Annotated in this window: 21 protein-coding genes; 13 read left to right on the plus strand and 8 right to left on the minus strand. The window is 66.1% G+C overall.

What is annotated here, in order from left to right:
• Positions 1 to 48 precede the first annotated feature (48 nt).
• Entirely contained in the window at positions 49 to 477 is a 429-nt protein-coding gene (locus BR78_RS0108530; RefSeq protein ID WP_025560062.1) for a chemotaxis protein CheW, read from the minus strand.
• Positions 477 to 2,795: a chemotaxis protein CheA gene (locus BR78_RS0108535; RefSeq protein WP_025560061.1), complete on the minus strand. Its 2,319-nt coding sequence runs from the start codon at positions 2,793 to 2,795 to the stop codon at positions 477 to 479. Before BR78_RS0108535 ends, BR78_RS0108530 begins: the two co-directional genes overlap by 1 nt.
• 304 nt (positions 2,796 to 3,099) lie before the next feature.
• On the opposite strand from BR78_RS0108535, the gene kdpF reads away from it, so the two are divergent.
• From kdpF to BR78_RS0108570, 6 genes are read left to right on the plus strand one after another with little or no spacing between them, the layout of a single operon-like run.
• Positions 3,100 to 3,189 (plus strand): K(+)-transporting ATPase subunit F, encoded by a 90-nt coding sequence (gene kdpF / locus BR78_RS20450; protein WP_037566402.1) that lies wholly within the window; start codon positions 3,100 to 3,102, stop codon positions 3,187 to 3,189.
• 10 nt (positions 3,190 to 3,199) lie between these two features.
• On the plus strand, positions 3,200 to 4,903 hold the full coding sequence (gene kdpA, locus BR78_RS0108550) for a potassium-transporting ATPase subunit KdpA (RefSeq protein WP_025560060.1): 1,704 nt from the start codon (positions 3,200 to 3,202) through the stop codon (positions 4,901 to 4,903).
• A 13-nt stretch (positions 4,904 to 4,916) separates the two neighbouring features.
• A complete protein-coding gene (kdpB, locus tag BR78_RS0108555) occupies positions 4,917 to 6,947 on the plus strand; it encodes a potassium-transporting ATPase subunit KdpB (RefSeq protein ID WP_029728546.1) in 2,031 nt (676 codons plus the stop codon).
• Between the two features lie 12 nt (positions 6,948 to 6,959).
• Positions 6,960 to 7,550 carry a potassium-transporting ATPase subunit KdpC gene (gene kdpC, locus BR78_RS0108560; RefSeq protein WP_025560058.1) on the plus strand — a complete coding sequence of 197 codons (591 nt, stop codon included), beginning with the start codon at positions 6,960 to 6,962 and terminating at the stop codon, positions 7,548 to 7,550.
• Positions 7,547 to 10,207, plus strand: coding sequence for a sensor histidine kinase (locus BR78_RS0108565; protein WP_025560057.1), 2,661 nt, complete (start codon positions 7,547 to 7,549; stop codon positions 10,205 to 10,207). The genes kdpC and BR78_RS0108565 overlap by 4 nt, the downstream gene beginning before the upstream one ends.
• Positions 10,204 to 10,899, plus strand: a complete 696-nt coding sequence (locus BR78_RS0108570) for a response regulator (RefSeq protein ID WP_025560056.1) — start codon at positions 10,204 to 10,206, stop codon at positions 10,897 to 10,899. The genes BR78_RS0108565 and BR78_RS0108570 overlap by 4 nt, the downstream gene beginning before the upstream one ends.
• On the opposite strand, the gene BR78_RS0108575 is transcribed toward BR78_RS0108570, so the two are convergent.
• Positions 10,896 to 12,848 (minus strand): potassium transporter Kup, encoded by a 1,953-nt coding sequence (locus BR78_RS0108575; RefSeq protein ID WP_081855742.1) that lies wholly within the window; start codon positions 12,846 to 12,848, stop codon positions 10,896 to 10,898. The genes BR78_RS0108570 and BR78_RS0108575 overlap by 4 nt on opposite strands.
• 262 nt (positions 12,849 to 13,110) lie before the next feature.
• On the opposite strand from BR78_RS0108575, the gene BR78_RS0108580 reads away from it, so the two are divergent.
• Positions 13,111 to 13,281 carry a hypothetical protein gene (locus BR78_RS0108580; RefSeq protein ID WP_156022275.1) on the plus strand — a complete coding sequence of 57 codons (171 nt, stop codon included), beginning with the start codon at positions 13,111 to 13,113 and terminating at the stop codon, positions 13,279 to 13,281.
• A gap of 24 nt (positions 13,282 to 13,305) precedes the next feature.
• Here the strand turns inward: BR78_RS0108580 and BR78_RS0108585 are convergent, their stop codons facing one another.
• On the minus strand, positions 13,306 to 13,545 hold the full coding sequence (locus BR78_RS0108585; protein WP_025560053.1) for a hypothetical protein: 240 nt from the start codon (positions 13,543 to 13,545) through the stop codon (positions 13,306 to 13,308).
• Between the two features lie 83 nt (positions 13,546 to 13,628).
• Between BR78_RS0108585 and BR78_RS0108590 the strand changes: the two genes are divergently transcribed.
• Positions 13,629 to 14,789: an aminotransferase gene (locus BR78_RS0108590; protein ID WP_025560052.1), complete on the plus strand. Its 1,161-nt coding sequence runs from the start codon at positions 13,629 to 13,631 to the stop codon at positions 14,787 to 14,789.
• 78 nt (positions 14,790 to 14,867) lie between these two features.
• Positions 14,868 to 15,536, plus strand: coding sequence for a hypothetical protein (locus BR78_RS0108595; protein ID WP_025560051.1), 669 nt, complete (start codon positions 14,868 to 14,870; stop codon positions 15,534 to 15,536).
• A gap of 53 nt (positions 15,537 to 15,589) precedes the next feature.
• Here BR78_RS0108595 and BR78_RS0108600 read toward each other — a convergent pair whose 3' ends face one another.
• Positions 15,590 to 16,357, minus strand: coding sequence for a L,D-transpeptidase family protein (locus tag BR78_RS0108600; protein ID WP_049811458.1), 768 nt, complete (start codon positions 16,355 to 16,357; stop codon positions 15,590 to 15,592).
• A gap of 290 nt (positions 16,358 to 16,647) precedes the next feature.
• Here BR78_RS0108600 and BR78_RS0108605 point away from each other — a divergent pair, with 290 nt between their 5' ends.
• Both BR78_RS0108605 and BR78_RS0108610 read left to right on the plus strand, forming a co-directional pair.
• Complete coding sequence (locus BR78_RS0108605; protein WP_049811462.1) at positions 16,648 to 17,319, plus strand: murein L,D-transpeptidase catalytic domain family protein; 672 nt, start codon at positions 16,648 to 16,650, stop codon at positions 17,317 to 17,319.
• A 241-nt stretch (positions 17,320 to 17,560) separates the two neighbouring features.
• Positions 17,561 to 19,291 (plus strand): GH39 family glycosyl hydrolase, encoded by a 1,731-nt coding sequence (locus BR78_RS0108610; RefSeq protein ID WP_029936151.1) that lies wholly within the window; start codon positions 17,561 to 17,563, stop codon positions 19,289 to 19,291.
• A gap of 94 nt (positions 19,292 to 19,385) precedes the next feature.
• On the opposite strand, the gene BR78_RS0108615 is transcribed toward BR78_RS0108610, so the two are convergent.
• Positions 19,386 to 19,592: a cold-shock protein gene (locus BR78_RS0108615; protein WP_029936153.1), complete on the minus strand. Its 207-nt coding sequence runs from the start codon at positions 19,590 to 19,592 to the stop codon at positions 19,386 to 19,388.
• Between the two features lie 306 nt (positions 19,593 to 19,898).
• On the opposite strand from BR78_RS0108615, the gene BR78_RS0108620 reads away from it, so the two are divergent.
• Together BR78_RS0108620 and BR78_RS0108625 are read left to right on the plus strand one after the other, a co-directional pair.
• Complete coding sequence (locus BR78_RS0108620; RefSeq protein WP_029936155.1) at positions 19,899 to 20,402, plus strand: CinA family protein; 504 nt, start codon at positions 19,899 to 19,901, stop codon at positions 20,400 to 20,402.
• On the plus strand, positions 20,402 to 22,453 hold the full coding sequence (locus BR78_RS0108625; protein WP_029936157.1) for an NAD(+) synthase: 2,052 nt from the start codon (positions 20,402 to 20,404) through the stop codon (positions 22,451 to 22,453). Before BR78_RS0108620 ends, BR78_RS0108625 begins: the two co-directional genes overlap by 1 nt.
• Here BR78_RS0108625 and BR78_RS0108630 read toward each other — a convergent pair.
• A complete protein-coding gene (locus tag BR78_RS0108630) occupies positions 22,450 to 24,051 on the minus strand; it encodes an ATP-binding protein (protein ID WP_029936158.1) in 1,602 nt (533 codons plus the stop codon). The genes BR78_RS0108625 and BR78_RS0108630 overlap by 4 nt on opposite strands.
• Before the next feature lie 98 nt (positions 24,052 to 24,149).
• Positions 24,150 to 25,175: an oxidoreductase gene (locus BR78_RS0108635; protein ID WP_029936160.1), complete on the minus strand. Its 1,026-nt coding sequence runs from the start codon at positions 25,173 to 25,175 to the stop codon at positions 24,150 to 24,152.
• Between the last annotated feature and the right edge of the window lie 199 nt (positions 25,176 to 25,374).

Consider the following 25,374-nt stretch of genomic DNA (forward strand, 5'->3'; position numbering starts at 1 on the left):
CATCATAGTGCGGCAAGAGGCGTAAGCGTCGCGTTAATCGGATAAAATTCAGTTTAGCGCTCCGGAATAGCCTGGGACCAGCGACGCGAGATCGATCGCGAGGATCGGTTCGCCGTCGCGTTCGACGATACCGCGACCGGCGCGCCGCCATGCGGTATCCAGCGCGACGCCCCCTGCGAGCGGCAGCAGTTCGAATGGCGCGACGTCGTCGAGCGCGTCGACCAGCAGCGCGTAATGATGCCCTTCGACCAGCGTGATCACCGCCCGCTTCGCCTGACTGGCGCTGTCGAGCCCCAATGCGGTGTGCGTGTCGACCACGGTCACCACCCGGCTGCGCAAGGCCGCGAGTCCGCGTATATGCTGCGATGCCAGCGGCACCTGCGTCACTTCGCCGATGTCGACCACCGATTCGACCTGATCGGAATCGATCGCCACGGCGCGTCCGGCCACCTGCGCGATGAGATAGAGATGAGTCATCAGCGGCTCTTCCCGGCCACACGGGCCTCGAGCGCGGAGAGCAGTCCCGCGCGATCATAACGATAGACGCTGTCGTCGCCCGCGCCGGCCGCGGCGCGGCGGCTGCGCAGCCGCACCACCGGCGCCTTGGCGGCGAGTTCCGCCGACGCTTCATCCGTGGAGAGCACCACTGCCGGGATCTCGCCCTGGCCAAGCTGCGCGACGACGCGGTAGCCTGCAGTCTCGAGCAGCGGCCGCACGAACGATGCCATCCAGCCGTCCTTGTCGCCGGCGATCAGGCAGAGCGGGGCATGCGCCTCGCTGTCCCGATCGGCATGTTCGTCGAATACCCAGAGGATATCGAGCAATTCGACCTGTTCACCGTCGATCAGCGCCACCGCCGCGATCGGCCCGGGCTCGCGCGCGGGGACCAGATCGTCGGGCAGGCGGATGATGTCGAGGGCTTCTTCGATCGCATAGCTGACTTCGTTGGCGCCGTCCTTCAGGCGCAGCACGTTGAGCTTGGCGCGCCCTTCGACCTCGCCCTGCGATGCGAGCGGGAGGATGCGCTCGTCGATCGTCACCCGGAAACGGCCCGCGGCGAAGCGCACGCTGTCGCCCTCAACCTGCTCGACGCGATCGACCGCCGCCAGCGGCACCGCGCGACGTGCGCCGTCGAGGTCGATGAACAGCAAGGCCGGGACGCCCGCTTCCGCGTCGGCCATTTCCTCGTCGTCCTGAACCTGATCGTCGTCACGGCCGAAATCGAGCCGTGCGACATTGGCGATACCGGTGCAGTCGAGCAGCAGCATCGGCAGGCCCGAATCGGGCAAGGTCTGCCCCGCATAGACTCCGGTCGACATCACCGCCGGCGATGCCGGCTTGATCACCAGCTCCTCATTGTCGAGCACCATGTCGGCGGCGAGCGCGTAGCTGCCTTCGCCGATGTTGACGATCGAGATCATCCGCGGCCCGTTATGCGCGACGCGTGTCAGCCCAAGCACTTCGCACAGATTGAGCAACGGCATCCGCCGCCCGCGCACGCTGAGCACTTGCGCGCCGCCGATCGTGTCGATCCGGATGGCGTCGCCATGGTCGGTGACGATCTCCTCGATCGCCTGCCGCGAGATCGCGAAACGTTGCCCGCCCGCGCCGACCACGATCGCCGAGATGATCGACAGGGTCAGCGGCACATGGATCGCGAGCCGCAGCCCCTTGCCCGGCGTGCTGTCGAGATCGACTCGCCCGCCGATCTGCTCGATCGAGGCGCGGACGATGTCCATCCCCACCCCGCGACCCGAGACTTCGCTGACCTCGTCCTTGCTCGAAAGCCCCGGCTCGAACACCAGTTCGAGCTTCGCCCGCTCCGAAAGCGCGCGCAGCTTCGCTTCGTCGCGACCATTGGCAACGAGCTTGCGGATCAGCTTTTCGGTGTCGATTCCGCGGCCGTCATCGGTAATTTCGATGATGATCTGGTTGCCCGACTGACGCGCGGAGACGACAAGCCGCCCGTTTTCGCGCTTACCTCCCGCGCGGCGCTCCGCCGGCGTCTCGATGCCGTGGTCGATCGAATTGCGGATGATGTGAACCAAAGGGTCGCGCATCATCTCGATCATCTCGCGATCGAGCTCGACGTCCGATCCCTCGACGTGCAGCGACACCGACTTGCCGAGCCCGGCAGCGGTATCCCGCACCATCCGCGGCAATGCCGAGAACAATGCGTCGATCTTCTGCATGCGCGTCCGCGTCACGGTGTCGCGCATCTCGCCGACGGTGAGCGACAGCCGTTCGAGCGCCGCCTCGATCGTCGGATCGATATCGCCGCCGCGCAGCCGCCGCGCCAACTCGTTACGCGCCAGCACCATGTCGGACATGCCCGACATCATCCGGTCGAGCAGGTCTACGTTGAGCCGCACGCTTCGCGCCGGCGCGCGCTGCACGCCCGGCAGGCTCGCCTGTACGATTTCCTCGGCACCCTCGACCAGTGCGGCGATCAGCAGCTCGTCGCCATGATCGGGCAGGCTCGTCCCCGAATCGATCGCCTCGACCAGTTCGCCGATCCGGTCGACCACGGCGAGCACGGCATTGACCAGCGGGCGATCCGGCGTGCGCGCGCCCTCGCGGACCTGCGCGAGCACGTCCTCGGCGGCGTGGCTCAACCGGCCCAGACGCGGGAGATCGAGGAAGCCGCAGCTTCCCTTGACGGTGTGCACGAAGCGGAAGATCGCATCGAGCCGCGCGCGATCCGCGGGCTGCGCTTCCCAGGCGACGATTTCGCCCGAAAGCGCCTCGAGCGTCTCGCGCGTCTCGGCGATGAATTCCTGAATGAGGTCGTCCATGGGGCCCCGGAGCAAATTTGCGGGGCCGTTGTGGGCCAGTGGTGGTTAAAAGGGCGTTTAGGTCCGATCGTCCAACCCGATTATCCACCGGTAGACCTGGCTCCGGAACGGGAGCAGCCCAAGCAAACGCGATTCATATGCCGCGGCCGGTTTCCCGTCTCGCTTCCAAATGGCGACGGCACCTAATCCCGCATCTCCCGGACCCATGGAGATGCACAGGTGCAAGACCTTCTCTGGATCGGCCTCGTCCTCGGGCTGCTGGCGCTCACGCTCGGCTATGCCCGTTTGTGCGACGAGGCCTGAAATGACTCTCGATCTCTGGCTCGCCGGCGCGGCCGCGCTCGGCCTTCTCGCTTATCTGGTCGCAGTGCTGCTGCGGCCCGAGCGTTTCTGAGGAACGTCCGATGACCTGGCAAGGATGGACCCTGATCGCCATATTCATCGCGATCCTGCTCGCGCTCACCAAGCCGATGGGGATGTGGCTGTTCGCCGTCTACGAAGGCCGGCGCACGCCGCTGCATCGCGTGCTCGGCCCGGTCGAGCGCGGCTTCTACAAGCTGGCGGGCATCGACCCGAACGCCGAGATGGGCTGGCGGCGCTACGCCGTGCACATGCTGCTGTTCAACACGGCGCTGCTGCTCTTCACTTACGCCATCCTGCGGCTGCAGGCATTCCTGCCGCTCAACGCGCCGGGCATGGTCAATGTCGGACCCGACGGCGCGTTCAACACCGCGGTCAGCTTCACCACCAACACCAACTGGCAATGGTATTCGGGCGAAGCGGCGCTTTCGAACCTGAGCCAGATGCTCGGGCTGACGATCCACAACTTCCTCTCCGCCGCCACCGGCATCGCACTCGCTTTCGCCTTCTTCCGCGGTTTCGCGCGGCGCGAGGCGGGGAGCATCGGCAATTTCTGGGCGGATTGCACGCGAGTCACCTTGTACGTGCTGCTGCCGATCTGCGTGGTCTATGCGATCTACCTGATCGCCGCCGGCGTACCGCAGACGCTCGACCAACAGGTCGTCGCCACCACGATGGAGGGCGCCAAACAGACGATCGCTTTGGGCCCGGTCGCTTCGCAGGAAGCGATCAAGATGCTCGGCACCAACGGCGGCGGCTTCTTCAACGCCAACTCGGCGCATCCGTTCGAGAACCCCGACGCGCTCACCAACCTCGTCCAGATGCTGTCGATCTTCGTGATCGGCTTCGGCCTGACCTGGTGCTTCGGCAAGGCGGTGGGCAATACCAGGCAAGGCTGGGCGATCCTTTCCGCCATGCTGGTGCTGTTCCTGATCGGCACGACGGTCGCCTATTCGCAGGAGGCCGCAGGTAACCCGGTCCTCCACCAGCTCGGCGTGGCCGGGGGCAATATGGAGGGCAAGGAAGTCCGCTTCGGCATCGCCGCCTCGGCGCTGTTCGCCACGGTCACCACCGCCGCCTCGTGCGGCGCGGTCAATGCGATGCACGACAGCTTCACGGCGCTGGGCGGTCTCGTCCCGCTGTTCAACATCCAGTTGGGCGAAGTCGTGATCGGCGGTGTCGGCGCGGGGATCTACGGCTTCCTCCTGTTCGCGATCCTAGCCGTGTTCGTCGCGGGACTGATGGTCGGGCGCACGCCCGAATATGTCGGCAAGAAGATCGAGGCGCGCGAGGTCAAGCTCGCCGTACTGGCGATCGCTGTGCTGCCGCTGGTGATCCTCGGCGGAACCGCGCTCGCCTCCGTGCTGCCCGAGGGATTGGCCGGGCCGCTCAACAAGGGGCCGCACGGTTTCTCGGAGATACTCTACGGCTTCACCAGCGCGGTCGGGAACAACGGCTCGGCGTTCGCCGGACTGACCGCGGGCACGCCCTTCTACAACATTGCGCTCGGCATTGCGATGTGGCTGGGGCGGTTCTTCGTGATCGTGCCGATGCTCGCCATCGCCGGCAGCCTCGCCGCCAAGAAGTACACGCCGGAGACCGCGGGCTCGTTTCCGACCACCGGGCCCTTGTGGGTCGGATTGCTCGTCGGGACCATCCTCATCCTCGGCGGCCTCACTTTCCTGCCGAGCCTCGCACTCGGCCCCATCGCCGATCATCTCGCGATGATCAGCGGCCACCTCTCGTAACCGGAGCGCCCACATGGCACGCACCGCAAACAAGTCGCTTTTTACGGCGGAATTGATCCTCCCCGCCCTGGCCGACGCCTTCCGCAAGCTCGCTCCGCGCCAATTGATCCGTAACCCCGTGCTGTTCGTAACTGCCTGCGTGGCGGCGCTGCTGACGTTCCTGCTCCTATTCGGCCAGGACACGCTCGGGTTCGGCTTCAAAGGACAGCTCGTCATCTGGCTGTGGCTGACGGTGCTGTTCGGCACGTTCGCCGAGGCGATCGCCGAAGGCCGCGGCAAGGCGCAGGCAGCCTCGCTGCGCGCGACCAAGGCCGAGCTCACTGCGAGGCGTGTCAACGGCAGCCGCATCCAGCAAGTCGCGGCGAGCGAGCTTCGCGCCGGCGACATTGTGCTCGTCGGGACCGGGGATCTGATCCCGGCCGACGGCGAAGTCGTGGAAGGCGTCGCCTCGGTCAACGAAGCCGCCATCACCGGCGAGAGCGCGCCGGTGATCCGTGAAGCGGGTGGCGACCGCTCGGCGGTGACCGCGGGCACGCGCGTCATTTCGGATCAGATCAAGGTCCGCGTCACGGTCAATCCGGGCCAGGGCTTCCTCGACCGGATGATCGCGCTGGTCGAAGGCGCCGAACGGCAGAAGACGCCCAACGAGATCGCGCTGACGATCCTGCTGGTCGGGCTCACGATCATCTTCCTGATCGCAGTGGGCACGATCCCCGCCTTCGCCAGCTATGCCGGCGGGGCGATCCCGGTCGCGATCCTCGCGGCGCTGCTGATCACGCTGATTCCGACCACGATCGCCGCATTGCTCTCCGCGATCGGCATCGCGGGGATGGATCGGCTGGTGCGCTTCAACGTGCTCGCCAAGTCCGGCCGCGCGGTCGAGGCGGCAGGCGATGTCGACGTGCTGCTGCTCGACAAGACGGGCACGATCACCGTCGGCGATCGCCAGGCGAGCGAGTTCCGGCCGGTGGCCGGCGTCCAGGTCTCCGAGCTGGCCGAAGCGGCGCTGCTCGCGAGCCTCGCCGACGAGACGCCTGAGGGCCGCTCGATCGTCACCCTGGCGCGTGAGCGGTTCGACGTGAAGCACCAGGCCCTGCCGCATGAGGCAGAAGTGATTCCCTTCACGGCTCAAACCCGCATCTCGGGCGTGAAGATCGGCAGCACGCTGATCCAGAAGGGCGCGGTCGATTCAGTGCTCAGGGCCAATCCGGACATGCACGAAACGCCCGCCGCCATCGAGTTGCGCCGCGCCACCGACGAGATCGCACGCGCCGGCATGACGCCGCTCGCTGTGGCGAAGGACGGGCGCATCCTCGGCGCGGTCGCGCTCAAGGACGTGGTCAAGGCAGGCATCCGCGAGCGCTTCGGCGAACTTCGCCGGATGGGCATCCGCACGGTGATGATCACCGGCGACAATCCGCTCACCGCCGCCGCGATCGCCGCCGAGGCAGGCGTCGACGACTTCCTCGCCCAGGCCACACCCGAGGACAAGCTCGAGCTCATCCGCAAGGAGCAGGCCGGCGGGCGGCTGGTGGCGATGTGCGGCGACGGCACCAACGACGCCCCAGCGCTCGCCCAGGCCGATGTCGGCGTCGCGATGAACACCGGAACGCAGGCCGCGCGCGAAGCCGGCAACATGGTCGATCTCGACAGCGATCCGACCAAGCTCATCGAAGTCGTCGGGCTCGGCAAGCAGCTGCTGATGACGCGCGGCAGCCTCACGACCTTTTCGGTCGCCAACGACATCGCGAAATATTTCGCGATCATCCCCGCGATGTTCGCGACGCTCTATCCCGGGCTCGCGGTGCTCAACGTCATGGGGCTGGGAACGCCGCAATCGGCGATCCTGTCGGCGATCATCTTCAACGCGTTGATCATCCCCGCGCTCGTCCCGCTCGCGCTCAAGGGGGTCAAATACCGCCCGATCGGCGCCGGTCCGCTGCTGCGGCGCAACCTGCTCGTCTACGGGCTCGGCGGCGTCATCGTTCCCTTCATCGGCATCAAGGCGATCGACCTGGCGGTCAACGCCTTCGGCCTCGCCTGAGGATTTGCAATCATGGGCAAAGACATCACTTCCGCGCTGCGTCCGGCGCTCGTCCTCACTTTGCTGTTCGCGCTGTTGCTCGGCATCGCCTATCCGCTCGCCCTCACCGGCATCGGCCAGTTGCTGTTCCCCTCCCAGGCCAATGGCAGCCTGATCCGCGATGCCAGAGGCGAGATCGTCGGATCGAGCCTGCTCGCCCAAGGCTTCAGCAGCGAGCGCTATTTCCATCCGCGCCCGTCGGCGGCCGGCAAGGGCTATGACGCGCTGGCCTCCGCGGGCTCCAATCTCGGCCCCGCCAGCCAGGCGCTCGCCGACCGCGTCAAGGCAGATGTCGCGGCGGCCTCCCCTGCACCAGGACAGTCGGTCCCCGCCGATCTGGTGACTGCCTCCGCCTCCGGGCTCGACCCCCATATCAGCCCCGAGGCGGCCTTTTTCCAGGCGGCGCGCGTGGCGAAGGCCCGCGGCTGGCCCGTGGCGCGGGTCCGCACGATGATCACGCACGCGACCGAACATCCGCTGCTCGGTTTCCTGGGCGAGGAGCGCGTCAACGTTCTCCTCCTCAATCGACAGCTCGACGCGGAGAGCGCACAATCGGTGCCGTGAATCAGCCCGAACGTCCCGATCCCGAGGCCTTTCTGCGCGCCGCCGCACAGGAAGGCCGCGGTCGTTTGAAGGTGTTCCTCGGCGCCGCGCCGGGGGTGGGCAAGACCTATGAGATGCTGCTCCGCGGCGCCGAGCGGATGCGTGTCGGCACCGATGTCGTGGTCGGCGTCGTCGAGACCCATGGCCGTGCCGAGACCGAGGCGCTGACGCGCGGTTATGAGGTGATTCCGCGGAAGGACATCGCGCACCAGGGCCATGTGCTGCGCGAAATGGATATCGATGCGATCCTCGCCCGTCATCCGCAACTGGTGCTGGTCGACGAGCTCGCCCACACCAATGCGCCGGGCAGCCGCCATCCCAAACGCTATCAGGATGTCGAGGAACTGCTCGCCGCCGGCATCCACGTCTTCTCGACGATCAACATCCAGCACATCGAAAGCCTGAACGACGTCGTCGCGTCGTTCACCCATGTCCGCGTGCGCGAAACCGTTCCCGATCGCATCCTCGAGCTCGCCGAGATCGAAGTGGTCGATCTGCCGCCCGATGAACTGATCGAGCGCCTGCGCGCCGGCAAGGTCTATGTCCCCGAGGAGGCAACCCGCGCGCTGGCGCATTTCTTCTCCAAATCGAACCTGTCGGCACTGCGCGAGCTCGCGTTGCGGCGCGCGGCGCAGGCAGTCGACGTGCAGATGCTCGATTATCTCAAGAGCCATGCACTTGCCGGCAACTGGGCGGTCGGCGAGCGACTAGTGGTGGCGGTGAGCGAGCTGCCGAGTTCGGAGGAGCTGGTGCGCGCCGCCAAGCGCACCGCTGATGCCCTGCGCGCGCCGTGGACCGCATTGCATGTCGAGACGCCCCGCGAGGAGCATTTCGGCGAGGACGAGCGCCGCCGCCTCGCCGCCGCGCTCAATCTCGCCAGCCAGCTCGGCGCAGCGGTGGTCTCGGTGCCGGCGGATTCTGCGGTCGAGGGGATCAAGGCCTATGTCGCGGAAAGCCGCGCGACGCAGCTGATCGTCGGCAAGTCGATGCGCTCGCGATGGTTCGAACTGCGGCACGGCTCGGTGGTCGATCGCCTCGTTCGGGAAACGCCGGGCCTCGCGGTCCATGTCCTGCCGACCGCAGGCGCGACACCGGCGCCCGCGCAAAAGCCGAAGCGCGTTTTCGGTGCGCCATCGAGCTATGGCTGGACCGCGCTGATGGTGGCGGCCGTCACCGGCGCGGGATCGGCGCTGTCCCACATCCTCAACCTCGCCAATGTCGCGTTGCTCTATCTGCTGCCGGTGATGGTGGCTGCGAGCCTGTTCGGGCGCTGGCCGGCGCTGTTCGCCGGTGCATTGTCGTCGCTCGCCTACAACTTCTTCTTCCTGCCGCCCACCGGCACGCTGACGGTCCAGAACCCCGAAAACGTCATCACCATCATCGTCCTGCTCGGCGTCGCGGTGGTGACCAGCCACCTGTCGGCGCGCGTGCGTGCCCAGGCCGATCTGGCCGCAGGAAGCGCGCGGCAGAACGCCGCGCTCGCCGGGTTCCTGCGCCAGCTTGGCGACGCATCGAACGAGGAGGAGCTGATGCAGGCGGTCTGCGCCGAGATCGCCCGACTGCTCGACGTACGCACGACCATGCTCACCATGTCGCCGGATGGTCCGCAGCTGCGCGCCGCCTATCCGCCCGAGGACCGGTTCGAGACGATGGAGCGCGCCGCGGCGCAGTGGACGCTCGAACGCGGCATGCCGGCGGGACGCGGCTCGGATACGCTGACGGCCTCGGACTGGCTGTTTTATCCACTCAAGACCAGCGAGCGGACGATTGCGGCGATCGGGCTCGCGCGCGACGATGCCCGCGACACGGTACGCTCGGACCAGATTCCGCTGCTGATGAGCCTGCTCGACCAGGCCACGCTCGCGCTCGAGCGGATGCGGCTGGGCGAGGAAATGCGCGGCGTCGCCGAACTGCGCGAGCGCGATCGGCTGCGCGCCGCTTTGCTCTCGTCGGTAAGCCATGATCTGCGTACACCGCTCACATCGATCCAGGCGGCGGTGCGCGAGCTGAAGCATGCGCCCGCACCGGGCCTGATCGAGACGATCGACGCGGAATCGCAGCGCCTCAACCGCTTCGTCGCCAATCTGCTGGACATGGCGAGGGTCGAGGCCGGCGCGATCAAGCTCAGGGTCGAACCGGTAGACCTGACCGACGCAGTGGCCAGCGCGGTCCATGACACGCGCGCGACGCTGGAGGGTCATGCGATCGAACTCGACGTGTCGCCGAACCTGCCGCTCGTGCGGGTCGATCCGCAGCTCTTCCATCATTGCCTGATCAACCTGCTCGACAATGCCGGCCGCTACGCCGATCCCGGCACGGCTATCACCGTCGCGGCCGAGCGCTCCGTGGGTTCGCTCGCGTTGTCGATCCTCGACGAGGGGCCGGGCCTGCCGACGGGGCGCGAACACGAAGTATTCGAAACCTTCCGCCGCCTCGAAGGCTCCGACCGTTCCAAGACGGGAACCGGCCTTGGCCTCGCGATCGTCAAGGGGTTTGCCGAGGCGATGGGGCTGCACGTCGAAGCTTCCAATCGGGGGGCACCGAAGGGCGCAATATTCACCTTGCGCATTCCCGAAGACCTGCTGATCCACGACCTCGAGGAACCCGAGTCCGCATGAGCAACGCGTCCACCATCCTCATCGTCGACGACGAGCCGCAGATCCGACGGCTGCTGACGGGAACGCTCGAACGCGCGGGATATCGGATCGCCGTGGCCGCCTCGGGTCGGCAGGCGATCGAAGTGTTGAGCGATACGCAGCCGGACGTGGTGCTGCTCGATCTCGGCCTCCCCGATCGCGACGGCATCGAGTTGATCCCCGCAATCCGCAAGCAGTCCAAGGCGGCCATTCTCATCGTATCGGCGCGCGACGCGACCGAGGAAAAGGTCACTGCACTCGACCTCGGCGCAGTCGACTATGTGACCAAGCCGTTCGACACCGAGGAATTGCTCGCCCGGGTGCGCGCCGCGCTGCGGGGGCGGATCAGCGTCGACGGCGGACGCACGAGCCTGACCGCCGGCGGCGTGACGTTCGACCTGCTCGATCGCCGGGTGGCGCGCGGCACCGAGGAGATTCACCTCACCCCGAAGGAATTTGCCGTGATCGCCGAGCTGGCGCGGTTCCCCGGTCGGGTGATCACGCACCAGCAGTTGCTGACCGCCGTGTGGGCGCAGGATTACGAGCGCCACATCGAATATCTGCGCGTCGTGATTCGCAATATCCGCCAGAAGCTCGAGACCGATCCCGCGCGGCCCGAGATCATCGTCAACGAGCTCGGCGTCGGCTATCGCCTGATGGGCGCCGAGGGCTAGATTTCGAGCTGGCTGCCGAGTTCGACTACCCGGTTGGTCGGCAGCTTGAAGAATTCCATCGCGCTCTCGGCGTTGCGCACCATCCAGGCGAACAATTTCTCGCGCCAGAGGGCCATGCCCGGGCGGCTCGACGCGATCAGCGTCTGCCGCGCGAGGAAATAGCTCGTGTCCATCGGCTTGAATGGTCCGCCACAGCCTTCGAGCGAGGCGAGCGTCGCGGGGATATCCACATCCTCCATGAAGCCGTGGCGAATGACGACGCGATAGAAACCCTCGCCCAGCGCCTCGATCGTGCTGCGGGCTCCCGTCACGATATGGGGAACCTGCTCGGTCATCACGGTGAGCACGAGCACGCGTTCGTGCAGCACGCGGTTGTGCTTCACGTTATGGAGCAGTGCGGGGGGAATGTCGTCCGGGCGCGAGGCAAGGAAGACAGCGGTTCCCGATACCCGCTCGAGCGAATGCGCGGCCGACTGGATGAACAACTCGATCGGCATCGCGCCTTCGTGCAGTCGTTCGAGCACGAGCCGACGGCCCGTGCGCCAAGTCGTGAGCACAGTGAACACCACCGTCGCGACGAGCAGCGGAAACCAGCCGCCGTCCGGAATTTTCGTGATGTTCGACGCGAAATAGAGGCCGTCGACCAGCAGGAACACGCCGATCACGATCGCCGCCAGTGGCCGCGGCCATTTCCATACCGCGAAGACCAGGACAGCGAGCATGCAGGTGGTGATCAGCATGGTCCCCGTGACGGCGATGCCATAAGCCGCGGCGAGATTGCCGGAGCTGCCGAAACTCACTGCAAGCAGGACGACCAGCGCCAACAGCGTCCAGTTGACCTGGGGCACATAGATCTGCCCCGCCGCCTTCTCGCTGGTGTGCATGATCCGGAGCCGCGGCAGGAAGCCGAGCTGGACCGCCTGCTGCGTGACGGAAAAGGCCGCGGAGATGACCGCCTGGCTCGCGATGATCGTCGCCGCGGTGGCGAGAATCACCAGCGGCAGCCGAAACGCGTCGGGCGCCATCAGATAGAAGGGGTTCGAAACCGCCGCGGGATCGCGGAGCAGCAGCGCCGACTGGCCGAGATAATTGAGCATGAGGCAGGGAAATGCCGCGTAGAGCCACGAGATCATGATCGCGCGACGGCCGAAATGGCCCATATCGGCATAGAGCGCCTCGGCTCCCGTCACCGCGAGCACCACCGAACCCAGTGCGAGGAAGGCAAGCTTGGGATCGATCAGGAAGAAATCCAGCGCATAGACAGGATTGAGCGCCCAGAGGATCTCCGGAGCCGCCGCGATGCCCATGACGCCGAGCACGGCGAGCACGGCGAAATAGACGAGGATCACAGGGCCGAACAGCTTGCCGACAGCCGCGGTACCCCGCGCCTGGATCGCGAACAGTCCGACCAGGATCGTGATCGTGATCGGCAGGACGAGCGGCGCCATTCCGTCGTGCACCACGGTCAACCCTTCGACGGCCGAAAGTACCGAGATGGCCGGCGTGATGATCGCGTCGCCGTAGAAGAGCGCAGTCGCGAGCACGCCGAGCGTCACGATCACCGGTGTCAGCCGTCTCTCCCCAAGCTTGCGCATGATGAGCGCGAGCAGCGCCAGACTTCCCCCCTCGCCCTTGTTGTCGGCGCGCAGGATGACGAAGACATATTTGATCGTGACGACCAGCATCATCGTCCAGAAGATCAGCGACAGCACGCCGAAGATATGTGCCCGATCGACCGCCAGTGGATGCGGGCCGATGAAGCTTTCCTTGAGCGCATACAGCGGCGAAGTGCCGATATCGCCGAACACCACGCCGATCGCGCCGAGCGTGAGAGTCGACAGCCGTTCCTGCGGATGATGCGGCTGCCCCGCATCCTGATGAGTCGAGGCGTTCACTTGTGTCCTTCCGGGAGCCGCATCGGGCTGTGGGGCAGGTGCCGTACCGCGCATATGCTTTCGAGCGGGATTGGCATAATGACGCATTTGTTTTCCATATGCGGGCCGGTTCAGGGTCGAATGCGGATGCGTTCCCTATGCAAATCCAATGCGGCGGCGCCCTTTCCCGTCTCGCTTGCTTATGCGCGCGCCGATAGTTCCGCGGCTCGAGGATTATTCGAGACGCTCAATGCCCTGGTACGAACGAAAGCCAGTTGGATTGCTCTTGCGGCTGGGAGGGCTCGCGCTGCTCCTACTCGCCTCTCTTGCGGCGCGCATGTTGCGCGCGCGGGCGATAGCAGGTCCGATCGACTATGACCCGACTGCCTGGCTGCTCGCCCCGATCGCCTTCCTGTGCGGCAGCGCCGGCGCTGCGTTCCTGTTCGTCGGCCCGCACTTGTTCGATCCCGTGAAGATCGCCAAACGCTGGCGCCGCCGCGACGATTGAACGGAACGACCCTTTCGGCCCGGCCTATTTTCCGTCCTTGCGGTTCCCTCGCCAGAACAGCAGCCCGGCCACGATCGCGGCCGATCCGATGCCTACCGCGGCACCGATGCCGAGCTGGCGCGCACTCGGCGAGCGGCGTGCCCTTGCCGCGGCGATCTCACGCACTGCCGCCACGGTCTCGTTGTCGTGGCTGTGATCGTGCGGCGGCTCCTCGATCGGATAAGGAGGCTGGTTCTCTGCGGGTACCGGCGGCTTGGTGGTCATGGTCTTCCTTCTGATGCGCCATGCTTCAACGACCTGCTAATGCGGCGGTTGCGTGCCTGGTTGCAAGCCGCCAGAATTCGGTGATGAACCCACTCTACGCGCAGATGGGCACTACGATCTTCGAGGCGATGTCGGCGCGTGCCCGCGAAACCGGTGCGATCAACCTCGGCCAGGGCTTTGCCGACGGGCGCGGGCCCGAGGCGGTGCTCGAAGCCGCCGCCCGCGCATTGCTCGAAAAATCCAATCAATATCCGCCGATGCCCGGACTGCCCGAGCTACGCCAGGCGGTCGCCGATCATTATCTCCGCCATCAAGGCCTCGATCTCGCGCCCGAGGAAGTGATCGTCACTTCGGGCGCAACCGAGGCGCTGGCGGCATCCCTGTTCGCGCTGATCGAGCCGGGTGACGAGGTCATAGTCTTCCAACCACTCTACGACGCCTATGTCCCGCTGGTCCGTCAGGCGGGCGGCGTCCCCCGCTTCGTCCGGCTCGAACCGCCGCACTGGCGGATCGACGCGGCAGCGCTGGAGGCCGCGGTCACGCCGCGCACCCGGATTCTCGTTCTCAACAACCCGCTCAATCCCGCCGCGACGATGTGCAGCGCCGCCGAGCTCGCCGCGATCGCCGATTTCTGCGTCACGCACGATCTGATCGCAGTCTGCGACGAGGTCTGGGAGCATGTCACTTTCGACGGCGCGCGGCACCTCCCGCTGATCGGTTTCCCGGGCATGCGCGAGCGCACCGTCAAGATCGGCAGCGCGGGCAAGATCTTCGCGCTGACCGGCTTCAAGGTCGGTTGGACATGCGCCGCGCCCCCGCTCGCGCGCGTTATCGCCCGGGCACACCAGTTCCTCACCTTCACTACGCCGCCAAATCTGCAATGGGCCGTCGCGGAGGGGCTCGCGACGCAGGATGCCTGGGTGCAGGGAGCACGGCACCGCTTCCAGCGCGGCCGCGACCGGCTCGCTGCAGGCCTCGCGGACGCGGGCTTGGCCGTCCTGCCGAGCGCCGCAACCTATTTCCTCTCGGTCGATCTTACTGCCTCGGGTATCCCGCTCGACGATGTCAGCTTTTGCGACCGGCTGATCGACGCTGCCGGCGTGGTCGCGATACCGATCTCGGCTCTCTACGCCGAAGCTCCGGTGACCAGCATCGTGCGCTTCTGTTTCGTCAAGGATGACGCCACGCTCGATACGGCGATCGCACGGATTATCGCCGCAAAAGCTCGCTTGATCGGCGCATAAGCTCGCTTCGCCGCCGCGGCAGCAACCCCACGCATATCGCGTCCGTTCGCAAGGTGGGGCAACCAAGGAGTTGCAGACATGCGATATATGGGAGTCATCATGCGCGGCGTCGGAATTTCGGCGCTGCTGATAGCGACGCCGTCGCTGGCCCAGAGCCGGATCGACCGCGCGCGCACCGCCGTCGCCGAAGCGACCGCCAAGGTCGAAGCCGCGGAAAAGGCCGGCGCCACCACCCACGCAGCCGAGACAATGGCCCGCGCCCAGGAATCGCTGCGCGTCGCGCGCGACCAGCTCGCCCGCGACCACCGCGATTCGACGATCAACGAAGCGCGCCGCGCTTCCGGGCTGGCCGACCAGGCGCTCGAAGAAGCCGAGCGCAACAAGACCGAGGCCGCCTCGGCCGAGCGCGACGCCCGGCTGAACGCCGAAGCACAGGTCGCGGCCGAGGCCAACCAGCGGGCAGCCGCGCAGGATGCGGCTGCAGTCGCGCAGTCCGATGCTGCAGCGGCGCAGGCGCGCGCGGAACAGGCGCAGCAGGCCGCCGCGAACGCCGCCGCCGACGCCGCGGCAGTCCGCGCCGCCGCCGCGCAGCCGACGACGACCGTGACGACTGTCGAACGCTCGACCAGCCCGGTCCGCAGCTATTCGAGCGCGCGGAAGAAGACCACGGTCCGCAAGACCACGCGCAAGGCCGCTCCGGCCGCGACCACTACGACCACCACTACGGTCGAGACCAAAAACAACTGATCGTCACGCCCGCCCGGTGATCCGATCGATCCCCGGGCGAGTGTCGCGCCGGGCTAGCGCGAGCCGCGCTGGCCCGGTTGCGCTTCCACCGCCGGCCCCGTCGCCCACGACGCAGGCCGCCGCGCCGCATCCGCCGGTGAATCCCCGCCCAGCGTCAGTACCTCATAGGCGGCACCGCCGAGATTGGACGTATCCACGGTCAACAGCGGCGCCGTGTAGCTCGTCGCCGGCGTGGTCAGCCCGCGTGTGTCGGCGGTCAGCACTGGCTCGAGCGGCAGATACAGCGGCGCGTCCATCACATCGTCGACCACTATCACTGTGCCGCCCATCGCCGTCAGCTCGTATAGCTGCCGCGCGAATCCCTTGGGAAACCGGATGCAACCATGCGAAGCGGGATAGCCCGGCAGCTGCCCGGCATGGAGCGCGATCCCGCCCCAGGTGAGCCGCTGCATATAAGGCATCGGCGCATTGCTGTAGAGGTTGGAGCGGTGGAACACCTTCTTCTCGAGAATGGTGAACTCGCCCAGCGGCGTCTCGTAGCCCGGCGCGCCGGTGGAGACAGTGCTGACTCCGATCAGCCGATCGCCGCGATAGACGAGCGCTTGCTGCTGCTGGATCGCGATGACGATGCGGACGGCGCTCGCCGCATTGCTCGTCTTGATCAGTTCGGGAGTCTCGAACCAGACCGATTGTCCGGCCTTGAGCTTCGGAATGGCGGGCTGGGCCATTTCCTCGCGCGCCTGCGCGGCGGCGGGCGTGGCCGGGACAAGTGCCCATGCCGCCAGGAACAATGCGCCGCGTGCGCCAGACTTCATCGTCATAGCCTTTCTGAAGCCGCGAAAGCTTCGCGGCCCGCTTTTCTTAAACTCTAATTAACCTGAATCGTGCCGGCAGGCGAATCACGGATACGGGCATCCCCCAAGCGCGATTTTGTTGCCACATCCGGCACTTAACTCGGCGAAGCGGGCAACAGATGCGGTGAGTCGCACGCGCCGGGCTCGATGTTAATCCCATATGAAAGGAGCTCTGATATACACTCAGGGCATAAGAAGCGGGTAGTGGGTAAAGAGTGATCGAGAATCTGAATTCGGCGCAAACGCGCCGTGCGCTGATGAGATCGGCGCTTGTCATGGCCAGCGGCGCGGTGGTTTCAGCCTGCGCGACGCGGACCATGAGCATCGCAGCCGCGCCGCTTCCGGTGCCCGTTCCTGCTCCCGTGCAGCCGATTCCGGCCGCGCCGGTGGTGGCGAAGGCCACACCGAAAGTACCCGGCAACATCCGCCCTGAGCTGTTCAAGCGTGCCATCGCGGCGCTCGATCGGCACTCGATGCGGATTCCCTCGCACGATCGCATCGCCATCGCCGATTTCGCGACGCCGTCTTATCGTCCGCGCTTCCACATTGTGAACGTCGGCAGTGGCGAAGTGCAAAGCTATCTCGTCGCGCACGGCATCGGCTCGGACCCCGAGCATACCGGCTTGCTCCACACCTTCTCGAACGCAATCGATTCGGAAGCGACCAGCGAAGGCGCGTTCCTCACTGCGGATTATTATGTCGGCAAGCATGGCGATTCGCAGCGCCTGCTCGGGCTCGATCCCACCAACAACAATGCATTCGATCGCGCGATCGTGGTCCATTCGGCCTGGTATTCGAACGCCGACATGATCGCGAAGCATGGCAAGCTTGGTCGCAGCCAGGGCTGTTTCGCAGTGGGCGAGAACGAACTCGCCAAGGTGTTCGAGCGCCTCGGCCCCGGCCGGATGATCTATTCCGCCAAGGTCTGATCCCGGCCCGTCTGGATCCTTGCGCGGCAGCGCGATGATTTCGGCGCCCGCCAGCAACATCGGCCCATGGCCATGCGCCGTCCGCACATGGCACAAGCGAGTGCAAAGGTCGGTTGTCCGGCCGATTTTCGTCGATGCACGTCAATCTGTGGCATCTTGTGCCACATTATGGCACCACCAACCTCAGCCAGACACAGGTCGCAAAAGTGACGCGATGAGTACGAGCTGAGGAGAGGATAATATGCGCGGACGTTTTTCCGGCTCGTTGCGATCGGCTGCGATGCTCGCGGGATGCGCATTTCTGTCCCTCGCCCAGCCGTCCACCGCACGGCAGACTCCCCCGCAGGCCGAGCCCGTGATCAACGTCAAGATCGACGTGGATGCCGGCAAAGCGGAAGGGCCGCTCAAGCCGGTCTGGCGCTTCTTCGGCGCGGACGAACCCAATTATGCGACGATGAAGGACGGGCGCAAGCTGATCGGGCATCTGGGCGATCTCAAGCCGGGCGCGATCTACTTCCGCGCGCACAATCTGCTCAACACCGGCGACGGCACCCCGGCGTTCAAATGGGGCAGCACCAACATCTATACCGAGGACAAAGCGGGCAACCCGATCTACGACTGGAAAGTCGTCGATCACCTGATCGACACCTATCTGGCGCGCGGCGTGCGGCCCTACCTGCAGCTCGGCTTCATGCCCGAGGCGCTTTCCTCCGCCCCCGCCGAACAGCAATACCAGCATCTCTGGCGCCCGGGCTTCGCCTACAAATTGATCGAAGGCCGATGGAACGCCCCGCCTAAAGATTACAAGAAATGGGCGGAGCTGATCTACCAATGGACGCTCCACAATGTGCAGCGTTACGGCAAGGCAGAAGTCGAGAGCTGGTATTTCGAGGTCTGGAACGAACCCAATGGCGAATCCTATTGGAAAGGCACGCCTGAGGAGTTCGACAAGCTCCACGATTACGCCATCGACGCGGTGCGCCGCGCCCTCCCCACTGCGCGCGTGGGCGGGCCGGACGTCGCGGGCGCAGGCGGCGCGTTCATGGACCAGTTCCTCGCGCATGTCGCGCGCGGCACCAATCACGCCACCGGCCTGAAGGGCACGCCGACCGACTTCCTCGCCTTCCATGCCAAGGGACGGCCCGAGTTCGTCGATGGCCATGTCCGGATGGGCATCTCGACGCATCTCAAGGGCGTCAGCGCGGGCTTCGGCAAGATCGCCGCCGTGCCCGAGCTCGCGAGCCGGCCGATCGTCATCGGCGAGAGCGATCCCGAAGGATGCGCCGCCTGCCCGGGGCCGCAGAACGGCTATCGCAACGGCACGATGTATTCGAGTTACACCGCCGCAAGCTTCGCCCGCATCTGGGAGCTGGCGGACAAGCACAAGGTCAATCTGGAAGGGGTGCTCACCTGGGCCTTCACCTTCGAGGACCAGCCCTGGTTCGCCGGCTATCGCCAGCTCGCCAGCAACGGCGTGGACCTGCCAGTGCTGAACGTGTTCCGCATGTTCTCGAAGCTGGGCGAGACTCGCGTCGCGGCGGCGAGCAGCGGCCAGCTAACGCTCGAGACGATCACCGCCCAGGGCGTCCGCGGCGCGCCGGACGTGGGCACGATTGCCACGATCGCGCGCGACGGCAAGGTTGCCGTGCTGGTGTGGAACTATCACGACGACGATGTCCCGGGACCCACCGCCGCCATCAAGCTGAACCTGTCGGGCCTCGGCCGGGGCAAGATCCGGCAGCTCACCGAGTGGCGCGTCGATCAACGCCATGCCAACGCTTACGCCGCGTGGCAGGCGATGGGCTCACCGCAGTCTCCCGACGAGACCCAATACACGCAGCTCGAAAAGGCGTCGCAATTGCTGCCCGAGCCCGTACGCGACGTCGCCGTTCGATCGGGCCGCGCGAACGTTGAGGTCATGGTGCCGCGGCAGGGAGTGACGCTGCTGGTCTTCGAAGACAAAGGCCGTTGACCTGGCTCGAGATGCGGCCAGCCTCACGGCCAGATGAAAACGGGGCGGCAACGGCTCTAGCCGCGCCGCCCCGCAATCGCTTACGCAGAGTGCGTCAGAGGGCCTGGAGGTTGACCGCCGAAGCCTTGCCGCGCTGATCGTTCTCGATGTCGTACGAGACGCGCTGGTCGGACTGCAGCGTCGTCATGCCTGCACGCTCGACGGCGCTGATGTGGACGAAGCTGTCATTGCCGCCATCCTCTGGCGCAATGAAGCCATAGCCCTTGTCGGCGTTGAAGAATTTTACTTTGCCGATCGGCATGGGATGTTCCTTTCCAGAACATGGAAAAACCGCACGAAAAACTGTGCAGCGGGAGCCAATAATCTTGAAAAGGATATCTCGCCCAAAGGCGTCAATTTCCGTCGCAGGCGACGATTAGCGCATTCCCTCTAGCAGCGAGACGCGAATAAAGCAACGCAATGCTTTTATAGTCCCGGCCCGCCATGGCATATCGTCTGCGTATTTAGGCACTTCAAGGCGATCGGGCGAACCGCAATCTCCCAAAAAGGCAACCAATCGCGCCGGCGTGGGTTGGCATTCGCCCACGCGCCGCACTAGGACCCTTACATGACCGAAACGCTCTCGCCGGTCCTCCCCGATGAGGTGGACGCCGCCGTGCGCAGGCTGCTCGAGCGTGCGTGCGACAGGGATCTGTCGATCGCTACCGCGGAAAGCTGCACCGGCGGGCTGCTGGCCTCGCTCTTCACCGACGTCGAGGGGGCGAGCCATGCCTTCGAGCGCGGCTTCGTCGTGTACACCAACGAGGCCAAGGCCGAAATGCTGGGCATCCCTCCCGAACTGATCGAAGCCGAAACCGCGGTCAGCGAGGCAGTCGCGCGGCGCATGGCCGAAGGGGCGCTGCGCTACAGCAAGGCGCAGGTTGCACTGGCGGTGACCGGCTTCGCCGGCGCCGGCGCGCCGGGTGACGAACCGGGCCTCGTCCACTTCGCTTGCGCGCGCGATGGCCGCCCCACGGCGCACCGCGAGGAGCATTTCGGCGATATCGGTCGCGGGCCGGTGCGGATCGAATGCCTGCGCGTGGGGCTGGAAATGCTATCGGAGGCGCTGTGATGGCGAAGACCCACCCCTTTTACGCCCTCCACCGCCAGGGGATGATCCGCGCGGGCGTGTGCACGCCGTCGGTCATGGTCGGCGATCCCGCCGCCAACGCAGCGTCGACGATCGCGCTGGCGCAGGAGGGCGATGCCAGAGGCGCCGACCTGCTCGTCTTCCCCGAGCTCAACGTCACCACCTACGCGATCGACGACTTGCACCTGCAGGACGCGATCCTCGACGCGACCGAGGCGGGGATCGCCGCGATCGTCGAAGCGAGTGCAAAGCTCAGGCCGGTGCTGCTGATCGGCGCGGCGCTCCGCCGCAACGGCCGGCTCTACAATTGCGCGGTGGCGATCGCCCGCGGACGCATCCTCGGCGTGGTGCCCAAGCAATTCCTGCCCAATTATCGCGAATATTACGAGAAGCGCTGGTTCGCCTCGGGGCTGGGCCTCACCGGCCTCGATGTCACCGTCGCGGGGCAGACCGTGCCATTCGGCGCCGATCTGATCTTTGCCGCTTCGGATCTCGAGGATTTCGTCTTCCACGTCGAGATCTGCGAGGATTATTGGGCGCCGACGCCGCCCTCCACCGACGGCGCGCTGGCCGGCGCGCTGGTGCTGTGCAACCTGTCCGCCTCGAACATCGTCATCGGCAAGGGCCGCGAGCGCGAGCTGCTCTGCGCGTCGCAATCGGCGCGGACGCTCTCGGCCTATCTCTATTCGGCCTCGGGGCCTGGCGAGAGCACCACCGATCTCGCCTGGGACGGCCAGGGGCTGATCTACGAATTCGGCGAACTGCTCGCCCGCTCCGAACGCTTCGAGCTGACAACCGAGGTCGTCTGCGCCGACCTCGATCTCGAACGCCTCCGCCTCGAGCGGATGCGCGACGGTACGTTCAACGACAGCACCCGCTACGCCGATCATCCCGAGACGCGTTTCCGCCGCATCGCGTTCGAGCACCAGCCCGATATGGCCGATCGCGGGCTGGTCCGCCCGCTCCGCCGTTTCCCGTTCGTGCCCAACACGCCCGCGCGGCTCGAGGAGGATTGCTACGAAGCCTTCAACATCCAGGTCGAAGGCCTTCGGAAACGGCTCCAATCGACCGGCAGCAAGCATCTCGTCATCGGCGTCTCGGGCGGGCTCGATTCGACCCATGCGCTGATCGTGGCGTGCAAGGCGATGGATCGACTCGGTCGCCCGCGCTCGGATATCCTCGGCTTCACCATGCCCGGCTTCGCGACCGGGGAAGCGACGAAGGCGAACGCCTGGGAGCTGATGCGCGCGCTCGGCGTCACCGGCGAGGAAATCGACATCCGCCCCACTGCGCGCCAGATGCTCGCCGATCTCGGCCATCCCTTCGCCTCGGGGGAGCCGGTCTATGACGTGACCTTCGAGAACGTCCAGGCGGGGCTGCGCACCGACTATCTCTTCCGCCTCGCCAATCAGCGCCAGGGCTTCGTCGTCGGCACCGGCGACCTGTCCGAACTCGCGCTCGGCTGGTGCACCTATGGCGTAGGCGATCAGATGAGCCATTATGGCGTCAACGCGGGGGTGCCGAAGACACTAATTCAGTATCTTATCCGCTGGACCCTGCAGACCGGACAGTTCGAGGGTCAGGCCGCGTCGACGCTGGACCAGATACTGAACACCGAGATATCCCCCGAACTCGTCCCCGCCGACGCCGAGGGCAGGATACAGAGCACGCAGGATCGCATCGGTCCCTATGAGCTCCACGATTTCTTCCTCCATTATGTCGTTCGCCACGGCCTGCGTCCCTCGAAGATCGCCTTCCTCGCCTGGCACGCCTGGCGCGACCGCGACGCCGGGCTCTGGCCGATCGGCTTCCCCGAGGGCAGTCGCAACGAATATGACCTGGCCACGATCGCGAGATTGCTGGAGGCGTTCCTGTTCCGCTTCTTCCAGACCAGCCAGTTCAAGCGTTCGGCGATGCCCAACGGCCCCAAGGTCTCCGCCGGCGGCGCGCTCAGCCCGCGCGGCGACTGGCGCGCGCCGTCGGACAGCGTGGCGACTGCATGGATCGAGGAGCTTCGCCGCGCGCTGCCCTAGGGGCGCAGCAGCCCGGCGACTTTACGGAGCAGTTCCTGCGCCTCGAAAGGCTTCCACAACACCGCGACCTGTGGACCGCCAACCGCGTCGAGCTTCACGAAATCGGCGAAGCCGGTGACCAGCACGACAGGCAGATCGGGATGGTCTTCGCGGACCTTCCGTACGACATCGGCACCGGTCATCCCGGGCATCGCGAAGTCGACCACGAGCAGGTCGGGCCGCAGCCGCCGGACCAGGTCGATCCCCGCTCCGCCCTCGGCCGCTTCCTCGACCGTCGCCCCTGCCGATAGCAGGGTATCGAGCAGCGAACCGCGAACCTGGGCATCGTCGTCGACCAGCGCGATCGTGAAGCCCGACAGATCGACGCGCGCATCGGAGCGGGCATCATCGCCGATGACGCGCCGCGGCTGACTGGTCGCGACCCGCAGGAACAGCTTTATCGAGGTGCCCTCCGCTTCCCGGCTCTCGATGGCCAGCACTCCACCGGACTGGCGCACCACGGCCGAGGCCATGGCCAGTCCCATGCCGGTGCCCTTGCCGGGGCCCTTTGTGGTGAAGAATGGCTCGGTGGCGCGCACGCGTACGTCCTCCGACATGCCGATGCCGGTATCCGACAGGGTGAGCGCCACATAATCGCCGTCCGGAAGATCGCGGGTGGCGGCGTCGCTTGCGCGATCGACGGCAATCGTCAGCGTGCCGCCCTCGGGCATCGCATCGCGCGCATTGAAGGCCAGGTTGAGCAGCACGAGCTCGAGCTGGAGCGGATCGACTTCGACGTTGAGAGCAGGATCGATCCGCTCGACGCGCAATTGCCCAAGCGGGGCCACAGCGCGCTCGATCAGGTCTTTCACGCCGCCGATCAGTTCGCCGAGCCGCACCGAATTGAGATCGAAGCGCTGCTTGCTCGAAAAAGCGAGCAGCTGGCCGGTCAGCGAACGTCCACGCTCGACGGCGTTCAGCGCACTCGCGCTCCAGCCGACTACCCGGTCGATATCGCCGGGCTTGCGCGCGATCAGTTCGAGATTGCCTGCCACTGCCTGGAGCAGATTGTTGAAATCGTGCGCGATACCGCCGGTAAGCTGGCCAACGGCCTCGAGCTTCTGCGACTGGAGCAGCGCGGCTTCGAGCTCCTGCCGCTGCGCCACGTGCTGGCGCAGGTCCTCGAGCGCGGCATCGCGCTCCGCGATCAAGGCCTCCAATTCGGCGTTTTGGTCAGAGAGCTGGGCGCGCGAGGGCATCGACACCACCTTGGAAAGCAGGGGCCAGAGCGCCACCGCCGTCGCGATGGAGCCCGCCGCGGTCAGCCCCTTGAATATCGACGCCGCGCCGCCGAGCGGACGCCACAAGGCCGTCACGCTCATCACGTGCACGACCCCGTCCGCCATCAGGAAGGCGGCGAAGCACCAGAATATCCAGCGAAAGGCGAAATCGCGCCGGCGGTGTATCAGCAACGCCAGCCCTATCGCTATCGAGAAATAGGCGAGCGCCAGAACGGAATCGGCAACGGCGTTCGCCCAGAACAGGTCCGCGCGCAACGCCGTGGATGCTCCACGCGGCGCATAGCTTCCGTTCGACAACGCAGCCAAGAGGCTAAGCATGCACGATCCCTACCCTGCGGAGGCCACTGTGGAAACAGCTTGATATAGTGAGGACCATAAGGGCCAGAACCTAAGGGAAATGCCCGAGCCCGATCGTATCACAAGAGTAACGAACGGCGCTCGGCGGCGCTTTGGCGGGCAATTTCGATGAGCCTGAGGCCGGCAAGCGCGTCGGAGGGCGACACCGGCGGCGGCGCGTGTCCGGCGATTGCCCGCGCCACGCCGGAATAAAAAAGCCGGTAATCGCCCCGTTCGGACGCAATCGATCGCTGCGTCCCGTCGCCGTTCGTCAGAACGCCGTGATTGGCGGGATCCTCGACGCCGTGGCCCGGATCGTCGGCACGCCCGCCGCTCCGCAATTGCATTTCCTGCGGATCGAGACCGTGCTTGACGAAGCTCGCTTTGGTGCCGTGCACGGCGAAACGCGGTCGCGGCGCGGGGACGATCGATGCGGAGGAGAGCACCGCGCGCATCCGGCCATAATGCAGGGTCAATTCGAAATAATCGTCGACCAGCGAACCTTCCCGCTGGGCAACCATATCGGCGGTCACGCTTTCCGGTGGGCCAAACAGCGCCAGCGCCTGATCGATCAGATGCGGGCCCAGGTCGATCAGCACGCCCCCGCCGGGACCCGCCGTTTCGTGCCAATTGCCGCGCAGCGCGGGACGGAAGCGGTCCCAGCGCGCCTCGTAGAGCGTGATATCGCCCAGGGCACCTTCGTCCAGCAGCTTCTTCAGCGTCAGGAAGTCGCTGTCCCAGCGGCGATTGTGGAATATGCTGAGCACCTTCCCCTGCGTGTCCGCCAGCGCGAGCAGCGTTTCCGCCTCGGCGACGCTGTTCGCGAAAGGCTTGTCGATCACGACATGCTTGCCCGCTTCGAGCGCCGCTCTGGCGAGCGGGAAATGCGTGTCGTTGGGGGTGCAGACCACCACGAGCTCGATGGCCGGATCGGCGAGCAAGGCGGCGACTTCGGGAACAACCTCCACCTTCGGATAGCGTTCGTGCACCGCGTCGGGCCGCGAAGTGACGATCGCCGCGAGATCGAGTTCGGGGGCGGCATCGACCAGCGGCGCGTGGAAAGCCGTGCCGCCAAGGCCGAAGCCGATCAGTCCGGTACGGATCATGCGAGCTCCTCTTGCCGGTCGCGCCGCCGCTCTATGCGCTGTGGAAGGACTTTCCAACCGGGGTCGTGCGGCCGCGGTTCAATTCGTTGCGGCGCCGTAGCGGGTCTCTCCGAAGCGAGCCGGTTTGCATTTTGGGGGCTGTGGAGAGGATAGCGGCACCACTGGAACGCCCCTCCGTTCGCGCAGGCGCGACATGCCG

It is taken from the genome of Sphingomonas sp. UNC305MFCol5.2 (assembly GCF_000712135.1).
In the GTDB taxonomy this organism is placed as follows: Bacteria; Pseudomonadota; Alphaproteobacteria; order Sphingomonadales; family Sphingomonadaceae; genus Sphingomonas.

What these genes read in the sequence shown, in the direction of transcription:
- BR78_RS0108620 (WP_029936155.1), top strand. Translation starts at nt 19,899, where the DNA reads ATGACCGAAACGCTCTCGCCGGTCCTCCCCGATGAGGTGGACGCCGCC.
- BR78_RS0108595 (WP_025560051.1), top strand. Translation starts at nt 14,868, where the DNA reads ATGCGATATATGGGAGTCATCATGCGCGGCGTCGGAATTTCGGCGCTG.
- BR78_RS0108600 (WP_049811458.1), bottom strand. Translation starts at nt 16,357, where the DNA reads ATGACGATGAAGTCTGGCGCACGCGGCGCATTGTTCCTGGCGGCATGG.
- BR78_RS0108635 (WP_029936160.1), bottom strand. Translation starts at nt 25,175, where the DNA reads ATGATCCGTACCGGACTGATCGGCTTCGGCCTTGGCGGCACGGCTTTC.
- BR78_RS0108590 (WP_025560052.1), top strand. Translation starts at nt 13,629, where the DNA reads ATGAACCCACTCTACGCGCAGATGGGCACTACGATCTTCGAGGCGATG.
- kdpB (WP_029728546.1), top strand. Translation starts at nt 4,917, where the DNA reads ATGGCACGCACCGCAAACAAGTCGCTTTTTACGGCGGAATTGATCCTC.
- BR78_RS0108535 (WP_025560061.1), bottom strand. Translation starts at nt 2,795, where the DNA reads ATGGACGACCTCATTCAGGAATTCATCGCCGAGACGCGCGAGACGCTC.
- BR78_RS0108530 (WP_025560062.1), bottom strand. Translation starts at nt 477, where the DNA reads ATGACTCATCTCTATCTCATCGCGCAGGTGGCCGGACGCGCCGTGGCG.
- BR78_RS0108605 (WP_049811462.1), top strand. Translation starts at nt 16,648, where the DNA reads ATGAGATCGGCGCTTGTCATGGCCAGCGGCGCGGTGGTTTCAGCCTGC.
- BR78_RS0108625 (WP_029936157.1), top strand. Translation starts at nt 20,402, where the DNA reads ATGGCGAAGACCCACCCCTTTTACGCCCTCCACCGCCAGGGGATGATC.
- BR78_RS0108585 (WP_025560053.1), bottom strand. Translation starts at nt 13,545, where the DNA reads ATGACCACCAAGCCGCCGGTACCCGCAGAGAACCAGCCTCCTTATCCG.
- BR78_RS0108630 (WP_029936158.1), bottom strand. Translation starts at nt 24,051, where the DNA reads ATGCTTAGCCTCTTGGCTGCGTTGTCGAACGGAAGCTATGCGCCGCGT.
- BR78_RS0108615 (WP_029936153.1), bottom strand. Translation starts at nt 19,592, where the DNA reads ATGCCGATCGGCAAAGTAAAATTCTTCAACGCCGACAAGGGCTATGGC.
- BR78_RS0108570 (WP_025560056.1), top strand. Translation starts at nt 10,204, where the DNA reads ATGAGCAACGCGTCCACCATCCTCATCGTCGACGACGAGCCGCAGATC.
- BR78_RS0108575 (WP_081855742.1), bottom strand. Translation starts at nt 12,848, where the DNA reads ATGCGCGGTACGGCACCTGCCCCACAGCCCGATGCGGCTCCCGGAAGG.
- kdpA (WP_025560060.1), top strand. Translation starts at nt 3,200, where the DNA reads ATGACCTGGCAAGGATGGACCCTGATCGCCATATTCATCGCGATCCTG.
- kdpC (WP_025560058.1), top strand. Translation starts at nt 6,960, where the DNA reads ATGGGCAAAGACATCACTTCCGCGCTGCGTCCGGCGCTCGTCCTCACT.
- kdpF (WP_037566402.1), top strand. Translation starts at nt 3,100, where the DNA reads ATGACTCTCGATCTCTGGCTCGCCGGCGCGGCCGCGCTCGGCCTTCTC.
- BR78_RS0108610 (WP_029936151.1), top strand. Translation starts at nt 17,561, where the DNA reads ATGCGCGGACGTTTTTCCGGCTCGTTGCGATCGGCTGCGATGCTCGCG.
- BR78_RS0108580 (WP_156022275.1), top strand. Translation starts at nt 13,111, where the DNA reads ATGTTGCGCGCGCGGGCGATAGCAGGTCCGATCGACTATGACCCGACT.